Annotated in this window: 18 protein-coding genes and 1 pseudogene; 10 read left to right on the forward strand and 9 right to left on the reverse strand. The window is 69.8% G+C overall.

From position 1 onward, the window contains the following. Window positions 1–68 precede the first annotated feature (68 nt). Window positions 69–1511, forward strand: a complete 1443-nt coding sequence (locus ACSMXR_RS36360) for a transcriptional regulator (RefSeq protein WP_473172561.1) — start codon at window positions 69–71, stop codon at window positions 1509–1511. Window positions 1512–1939: 428 nt separating this feature from the next. Here ACSMXR_RS36360 and ACSMXR_RS36365 read toward each other — a convergent pair. Then, window positions 1940–2089, reverse strand: a pseudogene (locus ACSMXR_RS36365) (UDP-N-acetylmuramate--L-alanine ligase); the annotation flags it as partial. Window positions 2090–2250: 161 nt separating this feature from the next. Here ACSMXR_RS36365 and ACSMXR_RS36370 point away from each other — a divergent pair. Beyond that, on the forward strand, window positions 2251–3234 hold the full coding sequence (locus ACSMXR_RS36370) for a hypothetical protein (protein ID WP_473172562.1): 984 nt from the start codon (window positions 2251–2253) through the stop codon (window positions 3232–3234). 45 nt (window positions 3235–3279) lie between these two features. Here the strand turns inward: ACSMXR_RS36370 and ACSMXR_RS36375 are convergent, their stop codons facing one another. Beyond that, window positions 3280–3741 (reverse strand): RapZ C-terminal domain-containing protein, encoded by a 462-nt coding sequence (locus ACSMXR_RS36375; protein ID WP_473172563.1) that lies wholly within the window; start codon window positions 3739–3741, stop codon window positions 3280–3282. Between the two features lie 241 nt (window positions 3742–3982). Further along, window positions 3983–5371, reverse strand: coding sequence for a UDP-N-acetylmuramate--L-alanine ligase (gene murC / locus ACSMXR_RS36380; RefSeq protein ID WP_473172564.1), 1389 nt, complete (start codon window positions 5369–5371; stop codon window positions 3983–3985). 213 nt (window positions 5372–5584) lie between these two features. Here murC and ACSMXR_RS36385 point away from each other — a divergent pair, with 213 nt between their 5' ends. Beyond that, window positions 5585–6304, forward strand: a complete 720-nt coding sequence (locus ACSMXR_RS36385) for a hypothetical protein (RefSeq protein WP_473172565.1) — start codon at window positions 5585–5587, stop codon at window positions 6302–6304. A 182-nt stretch (window positions 6305–6486) separates the two neighbouring features. Here the strand turns inward: ACSMXR_RS36385 and ACSMXR_RS36390 are convergent, their stop codons facing one another. Further along, entirely contained in the window at window positions 6487–7338 is an 852-nt protein-coding gene (locus ACSMXR_RS36390; RefSeq protein ID WP_473172566.1) for a hypothetical protein, read from the reverse strand. Between the two features lie 675 nt (window positions 7339–8013). Here ACSMXR_RS36390 and ACSMXR_RS36395 point away from each other — a divergent pair. Further along, window positions 8014–8487 (forward strand): MarR family transcriptional regulator, encoded by a 474-nt coding sequence (locus ACSMXR_RS36395; protein ID WP_361882798.1) that lies wholly within the window; start codon window positions 8014–8016, stop codon window positions 8485–8487. 86 nt (window positions 8488–8573) lie between these two features. Continuing rightward, a complete protein-coding gene (locus ACSMXR_RS36400; RefSeq protein WP_473172567.1) occupies window positions 8574–8807 on the forward strand; it encodes a hypothetical protein in 234 nt (77 codons plus the stop codon). A 292-nt stretch (window positions 8808–9099) separates the two neighbouring features. On the opposite strand, the gene ACSMXR_RS36405 is transcribed toward ACSMXR_RS36400, so the two are convergent. The 5 genes from ACSMXR_RS36405 to ACSMXR_RS36425 all read right to left on the reverse strand — a co-directional run bounded on the left by ACSMXR_RS36405 (window position 9100) and on the right by ACSMXR_RS36425 (window position 13983). Next, window positions 9100–10104, reverse strand: a complete 1005-nt coding sequence (locus ACSMXR_RS36405) for a DciA family protein (RefSeq protein WP_473172568.1) — start codon at window positions 10102–10104, stop codon at window positions 9100–9102. Continuing rightward, on the reverse strand, window positions 10101–11384 hold the full coding sequence (locus ACSMXR_RS36410) for a cell wall protein (protein WP_473172569.1): 1284 nt from the start codon (window positions 11382–11384) through the stop codon (window positions 10101–10103). The genes ACSMXR_RS36405 and ACSMXR_RS36410 overlap by 4 nt, the downstream gene beginning before the upstream one ends. Before the next feature lie 835 nt (window positions 11385–12219). Next, window positions 12220–12771 carry a hypothetical protein gene (locus ACSMXR_RS36415; protein WP_473172570.1) on the reverse strand — a complete coding sequence of 184 codons (552 nt, stop codon included), beginning with the start codon at window positions 12769–12771 and terminating at the stop codon, window positions 12220–12222. Then, window positions 12771–13067: a hypothetical protein gene (locus tag ACSMXR_RS36420; protein WP_473172571.1), complete on the reverse strand. Its 297-nt coding sequence runs from the start codon at window positions 13065–13067 to the stop codon at window positions 12771–12773. Before ACSMXR_RS36420 ends, ACSMXR_RS36415 begins: the two co-directional genes overlap by 1 nt. Window position 13068: 1 nt before the next feature. Then, on the reverse strand, window positions 13069–13983 hold the full coding sequence (locus ACSMXR_RS36425) for a sigma-70 family RNA polymerase sigma factor (protein ID WP_228925364.1): 915 nt from the start codon (window positions 13981–13983) through the stop codon (window positions 13069–13071). Between the two features lie 410 nt (window positions 13984–14393). On the opposite strand from ACSMXR_RS36425, the gene ACSMXR_RS36430 reads away from it, so the two are divergent. From ACSMXR_RS36430 to ACSMXR_RS36450, 5 genes are all read left to right on the forward strand, one after another. Continuing rightward, window positions 14394–15518 (forward strand): hypothetical protein, encoded by a 1125-nt coding sequence (locus ACSMXR_RS36430; protein WP_473172572.1) that lies wholly within the window; start codon window positions 14394–14396, stop codon window positions 15516–15518. A 977-nt stretch (window positions 15519–16495) separates the two neighbouring features. Further along, on the forward strand, window positions 16496–16813 hold the full coding sequence (locus ACSMXR_RS36435) for a WhiB family transcriptional regulator (protein ID WP_473172644.1): 318 nt from the start codon (window positions 16496–16498) through the stop codon (window positions 16811–16813). Beyond that, window positions 16810–17007, forward strand: coding sequence for a hypothetical protein (locus ACSMXR_RS36440; protein ID WP_473172573.1), 198 nt, complete (start codon window positions 16810–16812; stop codon window positions 17005–17007). Before ACSMXR_RS36435 ends, ACSMXR_RS36440 begins: the two co-directional genes overlap by 4 nt. Beyond that, window positions 17004–17282 carry a hypothetical protein gene (locus ACSMXR_RS36445; RefSeq protein WP_473172574.1) on the forward strand — a complete coding sequence of 93 codons (279 nt, stop codon included), beginning with the start codon at window positions 17004–17006 and terminating at the stop codon, window positions 17280–17282. Before ACSMXR_RS36440 ends, ACSMXR_RS36445 begins: the two co-directional genes overlap by 4 nt. A gap of 136 nt (window positions 17283–17418) precedes the next feature. Next, a complete protein-coding gene (locus ACSMXR_RS36450) occupies window positions 17419–17601 on the forward strand; it encodes a hypothetical protein (protein WP_473172575.1) in 183 nt (60 codons plus the stop codon). Window positions 17602–17618 lie beyond the last annotated feature (17 nt).

A 17618-nucleotide genomic window follows, 5' to 3' on the forward strand; every position in this document is an offset into this window, starting at 1 on the left:
CGCGCACTGGTGTACTACGTTCAGTAGTGGTCCGATTCGCTGCCCACGCCGAGGTGGAGGCCCCGCCCATGTCCGACGCATCCGAGTCCGGGACTCCTCAGCAACCCGCCGTGGGCGAGTCGGCGTTCAGCTACTGGTTCCGGCAGTCGGGCTTCACAAAGAAGGGCCTGGCGGCCGCCGTCACCGAGCAGGCCCGCATCACCGGCCAGCCGCAGATCAGCACCGACGGCTCCCGCGTACGGCGCTGGCTGGGCGGTGAACAGCCCCGGCCCCCGGTTCCCGACCTCCTCGCCGCCGTCCTCTCCACCCGGTGCGGCCGCCACCTGACCGCCGGAGACCTCGGCTTAGCCCAGGCGGACCCGGACGACCTCGCCCGCTACCGGGGCCCGGCCGAGATCCTCGCCGACCTCACCCACACCACCACGGCCGGACTCGCCCACCACCCGGTCGAGCCGCCCGCGCTCCTCGACCCACAGGTCCGCATCGACATCCCCTACGACCCCGAACGCCTGCTGCCCGCCCTGGACACCTGGGCCTACGCACCCCCGCACGTACTGCCCGGCACCGCCGCCGACGCACCGGGGCGACGGCTCGGCGCGACCGACGCGGCACGCATCGCCGACTACACCCGGGTCTTCCGCACCCTGGACAACCAGCATGGCGGCGGCTCCACCCTGCACTCCGCGACCGGCCAACTCGCCTGGGCCACCCGGATCGTCCGCGAAGGCCGCTACACCGAGGCCGCCGGCCGCGACCTCTTCCGCGAGCTCGCCGACCTCGCCGGATGCGTCGGGTGGATGAGCCACGACACCGCCCAGTGGCACGCCGCGATCCGCCACCTCACCCTGGCCGTCCACGCCGCCCGCGAGAGCGGCGACCGTAACCTCACCGCGCACCTCCTGCAATGCCTCGCCCGGATCTGGGGCTACCTCGGCCGCCCCGACATCGCCTCGGACTGCATCGCGCTCGCCCTGTACGGCACACGCAACTCCGCCCACCCCGTACTCCGCGCCGGACTCCACTCCCTCGGCGCCCGCTTCGCCGCCCTCCAGAACGACGGCCGAGAAGCCCTGCGCAACGTCCGCCACGCCCAGGAGATCTTCGGCGAGGAAACCCCCGACGACCTACCCCCCTACGTCGCCTACCTCGACCACGCGGAACTGTCCTCCACCCTCGGCGAAGTCCTGCTCTTCCTCGCCCGCACCAGCGGACAACCGCACCACGCCAACACCGCCGTCGAACTGCTCAACACCGCCTCCGCCGAACGCGACCCGGCCCGCGCCCGCTCCCGGGCGTTCGACGCCGTCGCCGCTGCCCGCGCCCTACTCGTCGTCGGCGACCTCGATGGCGCCTGCGATGCCGGGCGCCGGGCCCTCAGCGTCGGCAGAGCCGTGGACTCCGCCCGGGTGGACCGCCGCTTCCTGGACCTGGCCCGCGAACTCGCACCGTACGGGGCATCTCCGGCCGTCGGTGATCTGCGCGAACAGCTACTCGGCTCCCACAGGAGATAGCCGCGTGGTCGCGGGTGTTCAACGCATCCGGTGTACCGCACAGGTACATCGTGGGGACTTCTTCGCGCCGATCTCACCGAAGCACCATGCCTTGTACCAGCTGCTCTTAGACCCCACGGACGACGAACGGCGGCGCCTTGAGCAAGCCGCCGACCAGGCCCGGGCCCGATTCGGCTCCCACACCGTCCGCCCACGCTCATGCCGAGCCGCGCCGATAGTTGACTGACCGGGAACATTCGTGGTGGGAGCCTCTGCCCATAAGGGCACGAGCAGGAAGCCCGTCCTAACAAGGCTCCCACCACCCCGTGTGCCGAAAGGAATCAGCACGCAGTACACAGTGAGGGACATCCATCGAAAACGCTGGCAACGACGCAGCTTGGTCACTACATCGGCCGAGGGCGAGTGCCCGAGTCACCGTGGCCCGCTCGTCAGCTCGTCAGGTGGTCCAGGATGCGCGGGCCGAGGTCGGTGACATCGCCCGCTCCCATGGTGAAAACGAGATCGCCGGGCTTCGCCATTCCCGCGACGGCGGCGGGCACGTCCGCCTGGTCGTGAACGGCGGTGACCTCGGCACCCGGCACCTCGGTGAGACCGTACGAAGGGGATCCGGCGGACGGTTCCGCCGGATCCCCACGCCGTACTGATGAGGGGATGCCCCGCACTGAAGACGACGACCATCTTGTCAGCGGCACGTGAGACCGTGAGGCCCCACGACGCACATCAGAGGGAGGACCCGAAGGTGAAGAAGAAGCCGCCGCCGTCACCGCGCCTGGCCGCCGTCGCCGTGCGGGACCCCGACCTGGCCGAGAAGGATCGGGACCTCTTGGTCCGGGCCGAACGTGACCCGCGCTCCTACCCTCGTGGCGAGGTGAGCGTCTGGTGGTCCACGGCTCCCCACCTGCTCCGCCCCAGTGCCGTTGTCGTTGGTCTCGGAGTCGGAGCCTGGGTCACCGGGCAAGTTGAGTGGGACAGGCCGAGCCCGCACGGCGGCGGGACCACGGTGAACGACGCCTTCGGACGACCGATGCAGGAACTCTTCGACGGCCTCCACTCCGCCCTCCTCATCGCGTGGCCGATCGGGGCCGTCGTCCTCCTGCTCATGGCGTGGACGTACTCGGGGACCGCTGTTTCGCGGAACAAGACGGCACGGCGCCTGACGGAGCTCAAGGACCGATGCGTCCAGCCCTCCGACCTAAACGACGACGCGCGGACCCTCCTGGCCCGTGCCCAGCAGGCCAAGAAGTCGGTGCTCACCTCTGCGGTGCACCGCTTCGACCTCATCGACCGGCAGCACAATGACGTGGCCCTACCCCGGCAGGAGTGGGAGATCGCGGAGGCGCTGCGGGAGTACACCCGGCTGGTGAAGGCCGAGCCCTCGAACCCCAAGAGGGGCAAGGTGGCCGCGCTGCTCGACACCCGGCGCCGGGCTCTGCGGGCAAGCCTCGACGGGATCACCCGGCGGGTCAGTGCCCTGGAGTCGTACGCCGACCAGGTGGCGCAGGCTGATGACCGGTACCGCGAACTGCAGCAGATTCAGGCCCTGACCGACGGCAGCGACGACGTCCTCGACCTTCTCGCCCGCACCGCACGCGATGACCTCGCCGTCGCCGAGATCGAAGGCATGACCGGAAAGGCCACCGTCGTCTCCGGCGCTTTCACCGTGGCGCTCGAATCCGCCAAGGAAGCCGCCGTCATCGCCCTGCCCGTACGCAAGACCGCCTGACTGGCGCACCGTTGTCCGGGGCCGATTGCGATGGTCCCGGACGCATCAGTTTTGCAGGATCGGCCGGTCGATGTGTCGGTGCTCGACCTCGCACCCGATGCCGGCCTCCCGGAGATGCACCGCGATTTCCTCGGCGACGGCGACCGAACGGTGGCGGCCGCCCCCACAGACCGTGTGGACGTCCACGCGATACGGCTTCGGTCCGCCGATCCGCCGCTGACTGCCGTATCGCAGCAGGGCGCTCACCTTCGCGGCGGCCTGCGCCACGAGAGCCTTTGTGCCCGGCGTCGCCATGACGTACCGGCGGACCTCCGGGTCCAAGCCGTTGCTGTGCAGCATCCGGTCGCGGCCCTCTGGGTCCTCGGGCGGGTTACGCAGAGGGCGGGTGTCGACCACCACGGCGTTGCCGCCCGGGTCGTCGTGGTGGCCGGCGCCGTACGAGGTGATGACGCTCTGGACCCGTCCGTCCCAGTACAGGGTGCCGAGGTCTTGCGGTGTGTTCTCCATGCTGCTCAGACTCCATGGCGCCCGCGGGCTGCGGCAGTCGGTTGGCCATGTTGCCCGTTGCCGATTCGGGGGGCGTCATGCCTCCCCGGTTCGAGGGGCCCTTCGTCGTGGTGCAAGGGCACGAGGGGGTGATCTCGTTGCTTCAGCCATCGGCCGTTCCGCGGTCCCGAGCAGAACCGACGCCGCGGAACGGGTGGCGGGTGACGCCAGGTCAGCACCGTCTCACCGGCACGACGAGGGCCTACAGGTGGTCCAGGATGCGCGGGCCGAGGTCGGTGACATCGCCCGCTCCCATGGTGAGAACGAGATCGCCGGGCTTCGCCATTCCCGCGACGGCGGCGGGCACGTCCGCCTGGTCGTGGACGGCGGCGACCTCGGCGCCCGCCGCCTTCGCCGCGTCGATGATCAGGGCGCTGGTGATGCCGGGGATCGGGTCCTCGCGGGCCGGGTAGATGTCCAGGACCACGGAGGCGTCGGCCAGCGCGAGGGCCTGGCCCATCTCGGTGCCCAGCTCCTGGGTACGGGAGAACAGGTGCGGCTGGAAGACGACCAGGATGCGGGCGTCGGCGGCCGCGCCGCGCATGGCCTCCAGGTCGGCGGTCATCTCGGTGGGGTGGTGGGCGTACGAGTCGATCACCTGCACGCCCGCCGCCTCTCCCTTGAGCTGGAGGCGGCGCTTGACCCCGGTGTACGAACCGAGGGCGGAGGCCAGATTGTGCGCCGGGATGCCGAGGGCGACCCCGGCGGCGAGCGCGGCGACCGCGTTGTGGGCGTAGTGGGCGCCGGGGACCGAGACCGTGAAGGTGAGGAACTTCCCGTTGAGGAGGACGGTGACCTCGCTGGTCAGGCCGCGCGGGGTGACCTTGTGGACGCGGACGTCGGCGTCCTCGGCGGATCCGTAGGTGACGACCTTGAGGTCGGACAGGTCGCGGACCCGGCGGGTCAGCTCGACCGCGCCGGGCTGGTCGGCGGAGATGACCAGGGTGCCGCCGGGGACGATCTTGCCGACGAAGGTCTCGAAGGAGTCGTAGATCTCGTCCATCGAGGCGTAGTTCGCGTGGTGATCCAGCTCCACGTTGAGGACGATCGCGACCTCGGGGTCGTACTTCTGGAAGCTGCGGTCGCTCTCGTCCGCCTCCGCGACGAAGATGTCCCCTTCGCCGTGCGTGGCGTTGGTGCCGGGGCCCTCCAGATCGCCGCCGATGGCGTACGAGGGGGCCAGGCTCAGCGAGGAGAGGGCGACGGCCAGCATCGACGTCGTCGTCGTCTTGCCGTGGGTGCCGGCCACCGCGATGGCGCGCAGGCCGTTCATCAGCGAGGCCAGCGCGTCGGAGCGGTGCACCACCGGGATGGCCAGCTCGTTCGCCCGGAGCAGCTCCGGGTTGTCGGCGCGGATGGCGCTGGAGACGACCACACAGGACGCGTCGTCGGCCAGGTGGCCTGCCGCGTGTCCGATGTGCACGGTCGCCCCCAGCGCCCGCAGCGATGCGGCGGTGGCGGAATCCTTGGCGTCGCTGCCCGCCACCTTCGCCCCGCGCTGCGCGAGGATCTTCGCGATGCCCGACATTCCGGCGCCGCCGATGCCGATGAAGTGCGGTCGTTCCATGGCGGCGGGAATGCCGGGTGCCATCGCTCAAGTCCTCCGAGGTGTTAACGCGGCTCCGTACAGAGCACACGGCATCAGCATATGTGCTGGTCGCAACCCTGAGGGGAGACCTTCACGCATCAAGGTCTCTCGGAGGCCGGTTGGAATGAGCCGGATGAGCCGGCCCATTCCCTCGTGAAGGTGAGCATCCGGGAATTCTGCTCACCAAGGCACCCACGGGGGCTACGGTGCGGCGGCATGGAGCCAACCGTTGTCACCACCGTCCGCATCGGCCAGCGCGGGCGCCTGATCCTGCCCGTCCAGGCCCAACGCGCCACCGGCATCGCCCAGGGCACCCAGGTCGCCTTGCGCACCGGGCCGAACGGGTCCATCACCATCGAACCGCTGTGGGCGGTGACGAACCGCCTGCGCGCCGAGTACACGGAGCTGCTGGACGGCTATCTGCCCGACGGCCCGGCTCTGCTGTTCGCCGGCGGCTGCGAGGTCGATCCCGACGACCTCACCGACCTCGGTCCGGCCCTGCACCACCTGCCCGACCGGGACCCCGGCACCGGCCGCCGGGTGTACCGCGACGACCGCGGGCCGGTGCTCACCTCCCGCGCCGTCCTCGCCTGGCTCACCGCCGAGTTCGGCACTCTCATCGCGGACGCACTGCCGTACGGAGTTCTCCCTGAAGCCGCGGTCACCGACCTCGTCACGCAGCTGGCCCGGGCCGGGGCCCACGAGCGCGCCGACGAGCTGCTCACCGAACTCGGAGTCCTCGGTCTCCGGATGCCCGGCACGGCCAAGAACCGTGCCACGCTCGCCGAAGACACGGCGATGGCCCTGGAGCTGATCCGGACCGCCGACACGGCCGGGTACCTGCTCACCATGCCCGACGCCCTGTGTGCGGCGGCCGCCCGCCGTCTGGAGGCCGGGCTGGTCGCCGCCGACCTCCTCACCCCCACCGCCTCCTGACCACCGGATCAGCAGCCCGTGCGGCTTCCACCGATACTGGACCCACCGGACGTGCTGCGTCGTCAGGCGGCTGCGGATTCCACCGAGACGCGGATGCCCGGCAGGAGGGCTGGGTCCTCCCCGATGACGAGAGGGGCCCACGGCCGCCCCGCGCCGACCGTGGGCGGAGCCGCCGGAGCTCGTCACACATGATCGGCCGGGGTGCGGCGGGCCCACCACAGGCGAAGCAGCATCGGCGGGTGGCTGCGTAGCGCTGTGACGGCACCCCAGAGCCGTGGGGCCAGGGGGATGCTGCGGGCCTCGGCGACGTCCTGCTGCCACGAGGCGATGGCGACGTCGCGGCCGCAGTGCCGTGCAGCGTCGCGGTCGCAGGCCAGCTCGACCCACCACCGATAGCCGACTGCAGCCGCGGCGAGCACGGTCAGGGCCAGAAGGGCGTGGGCGAGCGAAAGCAAGCCGACGCACAGGACGAGCAGGCCGGCGCACAGGGTCGTGGTGCCACGGCGGGTCCGCGAGTCGTTGCGGCGCAGGTGGGCAAGCTCGTGTTCCACGGTGTAGGGCAACGCGGCGGCGCGGTCGGGCCACAACCAGAAGTACCCCAGGGCCACGTGCCCGCTGCGCTCGAAACGGATGGACGCTGCCTCGTTCCACAGGCCGATCCGGCCGCCGGTCACCGCGAGCGAGACGTCCTCCACATCCGATTCGCGGAGGAACTCCTGGACGCGGTTCTCGATCTGCTGCATCTGCCCGACCATGAACTCGGTGTCCGGGTCGAGCGGCCCGTCCCGTCGTACCGGCCCGTCCGGGCGGAGGTAGGCATACCAGGTCATGTCTCGGCTGACCATGCCTGCCCAGATCGCTTTGCTCAGGGACAGGCCGATCAGGAGCCACCAGATCGCGGCGGTCAGAACGGCTGCCGCCACGACGCCGACGACGCTGAGCAGGTGCTGCCAGCGCATTGCCACCACGCCGACGGTCATCACCGTCAGCGCGGCGCGCGCAACGTGCGTGTACGTCACCGTCGTCAATGTCATGGCAAGGGACCGTACCGGTGTACGTCGCTCGGCGGTGACCTTCGTCCGTGACCCGCGATGGCCTCGCCCGACGAGATTCAACCCCGCTGAGCGACCACCGCGCCCTGATGATGCATCAGCCACCGCACACTGAGCCCCTCCGGTCAGGCGAGACGGTCAACCCGCTGGGGCCACAGCAAGCTGATCGGGCATCAGCCACGCCCTGCTGCGATCGTCATCAGCCCGGAACCGCCGAGGGGTTACGACGGTGCGGAGAGAAGTCCGCCGAGGACCGGAGCGCTTGCGCGAGGACCGCAGGCCCGCCTCAACGAACCGTCAGGTGCTCACCTTTTCGATGCATAGAGAAGACGTAGCCCCCGCAGGTCGCTGACCTGCGAAAACGATCAAGGTATCGGCATCCGCCGATGCCCATATCGGCATCCTAGGATGCTGATCCATGACCGCTGTGGTCATGTCGTCAGGGGTCATGGAGCGAACCCCAGGATTCCTTCGGTGACCTCTGGCGACATGTCGCGATTGGCGAGCGAACGAACCATAGGATTCCTTCGCCTACCACAGGCGACATGTCGCCAGAGGTCACCGAAGGAATCGCCGAGTTCCTTCACCTACCGCTGACGACATGTCGCCTGTGGTAATCTTCAGGAGTCAGGGAAAAGCCCAGGTCAGGGGACGTAAGTGCCAAGTCAGCGCGGCCGAGAGCTGGTCAACACTGCGACCGGTGAAGTCCATGAGCTGTGGGAGCCCGAGGAGGACGGCGGCCAGCGGCGGTCCTACAACCTGGGGGGCAGGCACGGCCAGTTCTCGTTCGAACGTGTACTTGCCATGCTGGACGGTGACTCGGGGATCACTGGAGACGCGTTCCGGGTGTTCTGGTACTGCGGGATCGCGACGTATCAGAGCGGCGGTGCCACGGCCAAGGAGGCGGCGAAGCACCTCAAGCTCACCCCGCAGGCGACGCGAAGGATCGCCAAGGAACTCTCCGAGAACAAGCTCTTGCTGGTCGCCGATGTCGTCGGACGGACGATCAAGTACAAGGCGAGCCCGCACATCGTGTCCAGCCTCAGCGGCGCAGAGCAGTCAGAAGAAGCCGCCGCATATCATCTTCCGACTCTGCCGGGCCGTCGCACCGGCGCGAAGCGAAGGGCGTGACCATGCCAGCTACCAGCGAGTACCCCGAACTCGAAGCTCTGCAGTCGCGCATAAGTGAACTGTCCCACCTCAAGCAGAACATCATCATGACGTACGCGATCCTGGGCGGCCTGGAGCGCAGCGTCGAGCGTACGGCGGCCACCCTGTCCAAGCTGATGGGCGTACCCGCCCCCCACTTCAGCCGGGCCCGCCGCGAGCTGGAAGCCGAGGACTGGGTCGAGCTCACACACAGCGAGGGCCAGGTGAAGTTCTACCGGCTCGGCGAGAAGGCCACCGGCCGAGAGGTCGTCGTCCAGCTGCGAAGCCGACCGACGGCGTGACCTGAACCGAGAGCGAAACTGCCGGGGCCGGGAAGGTGACTCCTTCCCGGCCCCGGCGTCTTGCCAAGAACTGGGCCGGGAACAGCACACCGTTCCGGCCGCCCCGTGGGGTCAGTGGGCGCCGCCGTCTCTTCCTGGCCACCGGCCCGCACGACGGGACGACGCCCAGCCGGGCCGGCACCGGGTGGGACCACATCTGCCGGAGGCCAGCTCCACACCGTCCCGCGCGTACCGGTCCATCACGCCGTACGGTCCGGCCGGCGGGAGGTGGCCGCTCCCGGGGTAACGGTGGTCAGCCCCGCACGTTCGGCGGCAAGGCGTTGCAGGGCCCGCGCTCGGGCCACGTCACTGGACCGGACCCGCTGCTGGGCATCGGCGCGGGCGCGGAGGTCAGCGAGGGCCTGGCGGCCGTCGGCGAAGTGCTCCTCCGGTTCCCGGATCCGGTCGCGGAGTTGGCGCTCGGCGGCCGCCTGGATGTCGGGGTTGGTGCGGTCTCAGCACGTTCGGCGGCGAGCCGTTGCCGAGCGCGGGCCCGAGCTGCGTCGCTGGGCTGGGTTCGGCTGGCGCCGTCGCGCGCGGCACGCTGTTCGTCCTTCGCCCGGCGGCCCTCGACGAATCGGTGCTCGGGTTCGCGGAGGCGGTCGCGGATCTGCCGCTCCGCCTTCGCGCGGACGACCAGGTCGGTGTTTCGGTCGCCCGACCGGGCTTGCTGGTGAGCAGCCAGGGCTTCGAGGTACCTGGGGTCCCGAGCCCGGGGTCCCGGCTGCTCACCCGGGGCAGGGCGGGCCGCCGGTGGCGGCGCGAGGGGCGCCGGAGAACCTTCCGTCCGCACCTGGTGGTCGGGAGCGCCGGGCCGCAAGATCTTCAGGCGGGACACGGTTCCCGAGCCGACCGCTGCGTTGACGCGGGCGACGATCGCCTTTTGATGCAGGGCGAGTTGGGTTCGGTAGGCCGGTGAGCAGGGGCGCAGGTGCAAGGTGCGGGTCGCGTTGTCGTACCGGACGGCCTGGACCTTGTCCTGCAGCTCGGGTGCGATGGTGGCCCACTGGCTGAGTACGGTGCGCCGTACCTGCCCGCCGGCCGCTCCGGTTTCGAGGCCGTGCTCGGCGATCATCCGGCTGACGGCCGCGCCCAGGGCCACGGGCTCCCGGCCCTCGGAACGGGCCTGGCGGGACGGAGCCGCTCCGGTACGGCGAGGGCGCTGTCGCGGTGCGGACTTCGCGGCCGCGCGGGCGGCGCGGAGCGCGACACGGGCGAGGTCCACGCCGCTCGCGGCCGAGGGTGCGGTGTCGGTCATGCCGGAACCCTTTCGAGGAAGACGGCCATGTCGGCGGCCGCGTCGGAGTCGGTCAGGTCATCGAGGCCGTGCTCGGCCTGGCGGGCGGAGTAGGCGGCCATCCCTTCGGCCAGGCCCTGCATCACGTCGAGCACCAGCTCCGGCCTGGACGCGGTGAACGCCTTGGTGGCGGCCGCCTCGTCCCAGCTCTCGGCCGCGTCGTATGCCGCCGCAGCGTGCTCGGCGGCGGCCTGCTGCGCCAGGCGGGCCCGGATGTACGCGGCGGGCCGGGCCGGGCTCCAGGTGAGCATCCAGGAGTGGAGCTGCGCCGCGATCATGTGCGCATCCCACCCAGCGTCCGTAAGGGGCCGCAGCGCAACCTCCAACGGCCGGAGGCCCTCCCGCTGAGTCCAGTTGACCAGGGGCCTGACCTGCTGGACGACCGCGATCCCGGCCCGCGTCTGAGCCGCCGTACGACGGGAGCCGTCGCTGTTGAAGCTGATCTTCGGGGAGGGGATGGGAGCTGTGCGGCAGCTCGCGCGCTCGCGCGGGATGTAGTTACAACCCCTCTCAACATCAACTGCAGGTGCTCGGTGGTGAAACCCAAGAGAATGGGGCTCACACCCCGCCGAACAGGCCTTTTCCACAGCCGAGTTATCCACAGCCCGGGCCGTACGAACGCCATGCCGAACACGCTGACCGGACCGGCTCGTACGACGCTGCTCCTGCCGGGCGTCGGCCCGCGCCGTCGCACCGGCGACCGCGAGCTCCCGACCCGCCGGAGTCACGCCGCACACCCGAGCCTCGTAGCCGGCCCCGGCCAGCCGGTGCCCCACCGCGTCGTCGTACACCGGAGGGATCACCGCGCCGTAGATCGTCGCCGTCGCCATGTACTTCTCGCCCGGGGCCGCCAGGTTGCGCTTGCTGCCATGGACCATCCAGACCAGCGCACCGAGTTCCCGCAGCATCCGCACGTGCCGTTTCACCGTCGCCGGTGACAGCCCGGTCCGCTCGACAACCCCTGCCAGGCCGTACACGACGACACCGCGCCGGTAGTCCATACGGTCCGCGAGGTCCTGCGCGACCATGACGGTCGACGGCCCGGCGGCCGGATGCATCCCGGCCTCCACCAACTCCACCACCACGCGAAGCCACGCCCGCGGCTCCGAGCGACGTGACCGTGTACGCAGCACGTCCTGGTCCGCCTCCGCGACCAGCTTCACGGCAGGCAGGCCGGCGAGGAGCTCGACCGGGTCGAGGGGCGCGGGGATGGGCGAGCCCGTCACCGCCACGGTGATCACAGATTCACCTCGTCGGCAGCCGCCGACGCGCGAGGAGCGGGCGGGAATGCACTCGGAAGGATGAAGGTGTCGTGGCGGCCGGGCAGGACAGCGGTAGTGACCTTGGTCACTCCGGTGCTGTTCCCGGGTGCGAGAACAGGGCGGATGAGAGGCGTGCGGGCATGCCGATGCTGGCAGGCACGCAAAACGTCGTGCACAATGACTCCCGTGTCAGGGGCATCGCCTCATGGCACGACGAAGCCCCAGTGAGGGCTTCTGGTTTCGGCTCGAAACCAGATGTTGAACCGCTCGACCGGGTGGCACCGGGCGGGCAATCCCTTCGGAGGGGCTGTGGCGGCTCCTCCGGTGTCAGAAGGGCGCTCCGGCTGAGGCGACGGCTAATCGCTTCGCGGCTCGGAGGCCCGGGGCGGCAGACCCATTGGGTGCCGCCCCAGAAGGACCTACGTCATCCCGACCCCCTCGGCAGAGGTGCGGGCGGGGGCGTTTTCAGGGAACACGAACACCCCGTCGAAGGACCAGCGACTGAGGTCGCTGAGCCCACGGCGGGGTGCAGTGTGTGCGCGTGCGGGTACAGGTACCCTGAACACGTCGCCACCTCCTGGGTTGTAGGAGTGAGCGGCCAGCCCAAGAACCCCCACCACAAGGTTCTTTGGCCCGAGTGGCCCCTCCCGGTTGCCAAGCCGGTCGACGGGGCCACTCCCATTTTGATCTACGTCACCCGCCACCCTATCGCTCCGGGCCGGTGCGTCCGGCGCTTGGGCACCACGTGTCGAATCCCCCGCGCACCCTAAGTTCTGATGCAGGATCACGACAGCGCTGGGCGGGAAGCGGGCCCTCACCCCGGTCCTCCCCCCATGTGTCCGCCTGGCCCGAAGCGCACGTGCGCCGCGGTCGCGTCGTCTGATCGCTTGAACCGCGGCCATCGCTCACCCACGGGGTCAGCGAGCTCGGCTTCCCGCGTGCGGGTGATCAAGGCTGACGGGCCCTCGGCGCAGAGCAGGTCGAGGAGTTGCTCCCAGCTCAGGGCGTCGAAGCTGTCAACGAGTCGACTCGCGCCGTCCGTGAGTAGGGCGGCCTGCCGGACTCGGGCCAAGTCGACGGTTCCTGTGATCGCCTCGTCGGCTGCGGCTGGGTCAGTAGCCGCGACCCAGTAGCCGCCAGGTCGGTTCCGGAGACGCCGTTGAACGGTGACGAGCGCGGAGACCCGGGCAGCGTGCTCGGGAGTTCCCGTCGGTCCTCGGAGCGCGGCGCGCATCTCCTCGCCAGCGACTTCTTCAACCCGCTTGTCGGTGACGGTCCGGACGCCTTCGTCGCCGAGGTCGAGCACCAACACGTTGTCGGAGAGCACGAGGTAGTCGAGAACGTCTTCTCGTTCGCGGATCAACACTACGTCGACGCCGGGACGGCGTCCTTGTCTAGAGCGCAGGTACCACGGTGGAGGTCGTTCACATCGGAGATACCGGCTCGCAGTGCCTCGCGCAGCGTCACGCCGTTGTCGCCGATCAGGTTGAGCAGTCTGGTGCCGAGCTGTCGTACGAACCATGGGGTTCCATGGATGCATCCCATCGGCAGATCCTTGGGTGCGGACAGGCCGTCCAGCACGACGACTCCGGTGGGGCTGGCGTGGACCGTGTCCTCGTTGGCGACGCCTACACCTTGGGCCGAGGCCATAGATACCTGCACGTCAGGACCCTTCCGGACGGTAGAAGGGAGTAATCCGCTCACTCTCGGTGATCTCCAGTGTTTCCGGGTCAAAGCGGCTGGAGATGAGGGTCGAGAATCGTCGCACCTTGAGCTCGCGGTGCACGGTGGCCAACTCGTGATTGAGCCAGTGGACGACGCCACCGGAGCCACGGGCGTGGATGCCGGCGACGTAAAGGAAGGTGCCCTTGCCGTCGGGGCGAGGAAGCCGACCGAAGTACGCGACGTCGCTGTTCTCACCGCGATCCATGGGTGAGCGATAGACCTGGCCGGTGTTCCGATCCGTGAGGTACCAGCCGTCCTCGTCCTTGGCGAACCGTAGGTGAGGGTCCCCTTCAAGGATCTGTTCGATGAGAGGCGACAACCGTGGGCCGCAGATGACAACGAGGTTGTTGCGATTGAGCCGTACGTTACCTCCGAGAGGGATCCGCTCGAAGCTGATCTCCAGTCCGACCTCTTCGGCTAGCTCGCGTAGACGCTCGTAGGTCTGGAAGTCCTCTGTGGCGATCACGGGGCCCTGGATGGCCTTCTTCTTGCCATCCTTGTCGTTGCCGTCCTCCATCTTCTCGGCCAGTGCCACGATGACCCTGCCGGAGCCGAGGAAGAGGCGTTCCGGTGGTGCTCCCTTGGCGAGCTGGCTTACGCGGCCCTTGCTGATGCCGAGTTGAGAAGCGAGCTGGGTGCTGTTCAGCTGGCCCTCGCGCAGCGTCTCGTTCATCGCCTCGTTGCGGACCACCTGGAACTCGTTGCCGTAGTCCTGCGCCCGGCCAGCGAGTGCGTGCGCGAGCTTTGCGCGCTCAAGGGGGTCGGGAAGCTCCTTCAACTGCGACAACGCAACATCGAAAGCTGTGTCCAGCTGCTCTCTCAGAACTGCTGGAGCGACATCGTGCGCCTCCATGCGTGCCTCCCTTCGTAGGGTCATGTTTACCCCATTAAACCGCATGGGTTCAAGATGGTTGACGCGAGGCGTGACGACACCTATGGTTTTCGTAGTCGAGCGGCTTAGGGCGCTAAATCGCTCGGTTGCGTCAGCTATAACTGCACGTCAAGCGCCCGTTTACCCCCTGCACGTGAGAGCGCAGGGAGTAGACCTGCACCACCACATGACTAGTCGCCACTTCGGTGGCCGCAGTAGGGGTCTGAGGCAACTAACTCCCCCTTCCGCGACCGTGACTGCCGTTTGCACGTCGCAGCGCGTATGCGCTGTCGGTCCGTCAGGACGCCCGGTTCTCCGGCGGGTCCTGACGTGGCCGAGAGGGCACCCGCGACGCCTTACCCGAACCGCCTGCCTTCGTGAGGAGTTGTCCCGTGACCGCACCCGTTCGTGAGCGTGAAGTGCAGACCGTCAGCCAGGAGCGCAAGCGCCGGCCCCGGTCCCGCACGATCAGCCCCCTCCCCCCGATCGTCGTCTCCAGGCTCCCGGCGCACGAGTACGATCTCGATCCCGCCTGCATCTCCCTGGTGTGCCCGACCTGCCGCACGTGGGTCCCGATCCGCGTCGCCGAAACGGAGCGGGCCACGGCCAAGCTGGTCCCCCACCACACCGAGCCCGCCGGCACCGAGGACCCGGTCCGCTGCCGTCTCGGCAGTCACCGTCTGGTCACGATCGACGTCACCGTCGCCCGGTGGTCCCGCCGCCTGGAGCAGGGCGTGGCGGAGACCAGCGCCCGCCGCGCCGAGCGCGTCGTCCGTAAGCCTCAGGTACGCCCCGCCCCGGCTGTCATGCAGATCGTCGGCGGCCTTGTCGACGACCGCACCGCCCGCAAGATGAACGAGATCCACGTCAGGGGCTGCATCACCTGCTCGGCCACCACGCCCTGCTGCGCGGACGGCCTCCGCATCGCCTCCGCCGCGCCGAAGCTGATCGACACGCACCTCACCGACTGCACGACCTGCGCCCCGGCGAACTCCCGCTGCACCGCCGCCCGCCAGATCGCTGACACCGCCCCCAAGCTCCTCGGCGCTCACCTCACGGCCTGCACGGCCTGCGCTCCGGAGGCGTCCCGCTGCACGGCAGCCCGTCGCCTCGCGGAGACCGCACCCAAGCTCGTCCTCGCGCACATCACATCCTGCACGGACTGCTCGCTCGCCGGGTCCCGGTGCGCCGACGGCCGTCGGCTCGCGCATCTCGCCGCCCGCACCCAGCGGACCGCGCCTCTCCGCCGCCAGCGACAGACGCAGGACGAGGAGTGGGAGGACAAGCGCGCCTCGGCGGTCCGTCTGCTGCACGATCAACAGTGGAACGCAGTGGGCGGCCGGGTTCACGAGACCGACCAGCAGCGCGTCCGCGACGTCCTGACCGCGCTGCGCATGATGCGCGACGCCCCGACCAAGCCCGATGCGCGGCCGCTCACCACGTGGGAGCGAGCCGACCTGGAGGCCACCATCGCGGTCGTGGAGCGGCAGCAGAAGGACCTCACCCACCGCTGGTAGGCGCCGGACGAACGACCACGGCCGGTCACCCCGACGAAACGGGGTGACCGGCCGTGGCTGCTCGTACAGCAGCACGGGGCCACCGGCCCCGAACAGCGACGCACCCCCGGGCTTAGGCCCCCGGGGGTGCGTCTTCGCAGATCACCCTGATCGAGAGGGCAACCATGCGCGTGAACAGGATGACATTCCATCAGTACCCGCCGGCCCGGGGGGCCGCTACGACCGGCGTTGTTCTCGACCGGCACGCGGGGAGGGCCCCTGCTCCGGCTGCCGCCGGTGGGTTCGGTGGCTGGGAGGACGAGGACAATCAGCGCGGCTACGAGCGTGACGAGACTGACCAGTTCCAGCAGCTCGTCGGACGGCTCGTCGCGGACGGCGACCAGCGGGCCGCCACTGCTGGCCGCCGGGCTCGACGCACCCGTGCCGAGATGGCCCCCGGTCAGACTCCTCAGCCTGTGCTGTACATGACTCGGAAGCTGACCTTCGCCCCATCGGCCCCCGCACCGCGGTCGGGCGGACAGTGCACCAGCTGCGGCGGGCGGGGCGGAAAGATCGTCGACACCAGCGGCGACGGCGTGTCCAGGAAGAACTGGCAGTCCTGCCAGCCCTGCGGCGGGACGGGGGTAGCCCGATGAGCAGTTGCGGACACCCGCCCCGCCTGGTGACTGTCAATCACATCGGTTCCGACGGCAAGCCGTACCAGTCCGTGACTCACGAGCCCTGCCAGTGCGGTGGCAAGCAGTAGAGCCGCAGTGCCGCATCGGATACGCGCTGCCCGGACCGCGCAGTCGGTTCGGGCTCTCACCGTCCACGGCCTGGCGCACCCGATCGCCCTCGCGCTCCTGGCGGCCGCCTCCGCGGCGGCCGCCAGGGCGTGGGAGGCCGGTCACGAGGTGAAGCACATCCACCCCGCCAACACGGCGAGCAGCCCGGAAGCCAACTCCCCGGGCTGCTCCGCACACCCTCCGGAGCCCTTGATGCAGAGCATCTTCGTCAACGCCGTCAACGCCTCCTCCTCAGACCTGCCGGTCAACACCAGCTGGCGGACCCTCGCGGTCTGCGTGGACGAGGACCCCGACCTGTTCTTCCCCATCGGTACCACCGGCCCGGCTGTCGCCCAGGCGGAGGAGGCCAAGGCGGTGTGCCGCCGCTGCCCGGTCATGGAGCGCTGCCTGGACTGGGCGCTGGAGTCCGGCCAGGACCACGGGGTGTGGGGCGGTACCGACGAGGAGGAACGCCGCCGGATCAAGCGCCGGATCGCCCGCCGCCGCCAGGCGAACAAGACCGCGGCGTGACGACTCCCGGCAAAGGGCGCGGCCTGTACGACCTCTACATGGCCGCCGCAGCGGCCGTCCGCGAGCACGATGCCTCCTGCGCCACGTGCTCGCCGACTGGCCGATGCGCCACCGGCCGCCGCCTGTTCGGCGAGCTCGTCCGCCTCCAGAACGACTACCTCACCCACCAACGCACCAAGAAGGGCACGTCATGACCAGCCTCTCCATCCTCACGTTCGCGCCCGCCCCGTCGCCTGCCGCCGAGCCCCGCGACCACGAGTACGTCGCGCCCGCGCTCGTCACCGTGGACCGCATCGCCACCCTGGGCGGGGCCGCTGTGCACATCTGCCAGGACTCCGACGGTTCCCTGAGCAGCGACTGCACCGGCTGCGGCGAGTACGCCTGGACGCTCGCCGTCACCCGCGACTTCGCCCGCGAGCACGCCAAGACCTGCTTCCGCGCGCCGCGCCCGGCCCGTTCCGCCGCCTGATCCGCACCCGCGAGGAGTAGGTGACAGCCGGTCTGCCTGCTGCCTCCCCCGCCCGTCCCCGCCTTCACGGCTGGCACGGGCGGGGGTGTGGGGAGCCGGACAGCCCGTCCCGCCCGTAGTAACGAGGAGTTTGCTGATGAAGCGTTCCGAGGCCATCGCCCACCACACCGAGGAAGCCGAGTCCGCCGAGCGTGTCGCCGCTCGGGCGGTACCGGGAACCCCCGGCCACCGTCACCAGACCGACTACGCCCGCGAGCACCGCGTCCTGGCTGAGGCCGCCCGGCTCGGGGACTACCCCGACGCCGAACTCCAGGACTGATCCGCTCTGTCTGCTGC

This window comes from Streptomyces sp. DSM 106670, assembly GCF_055792845.1.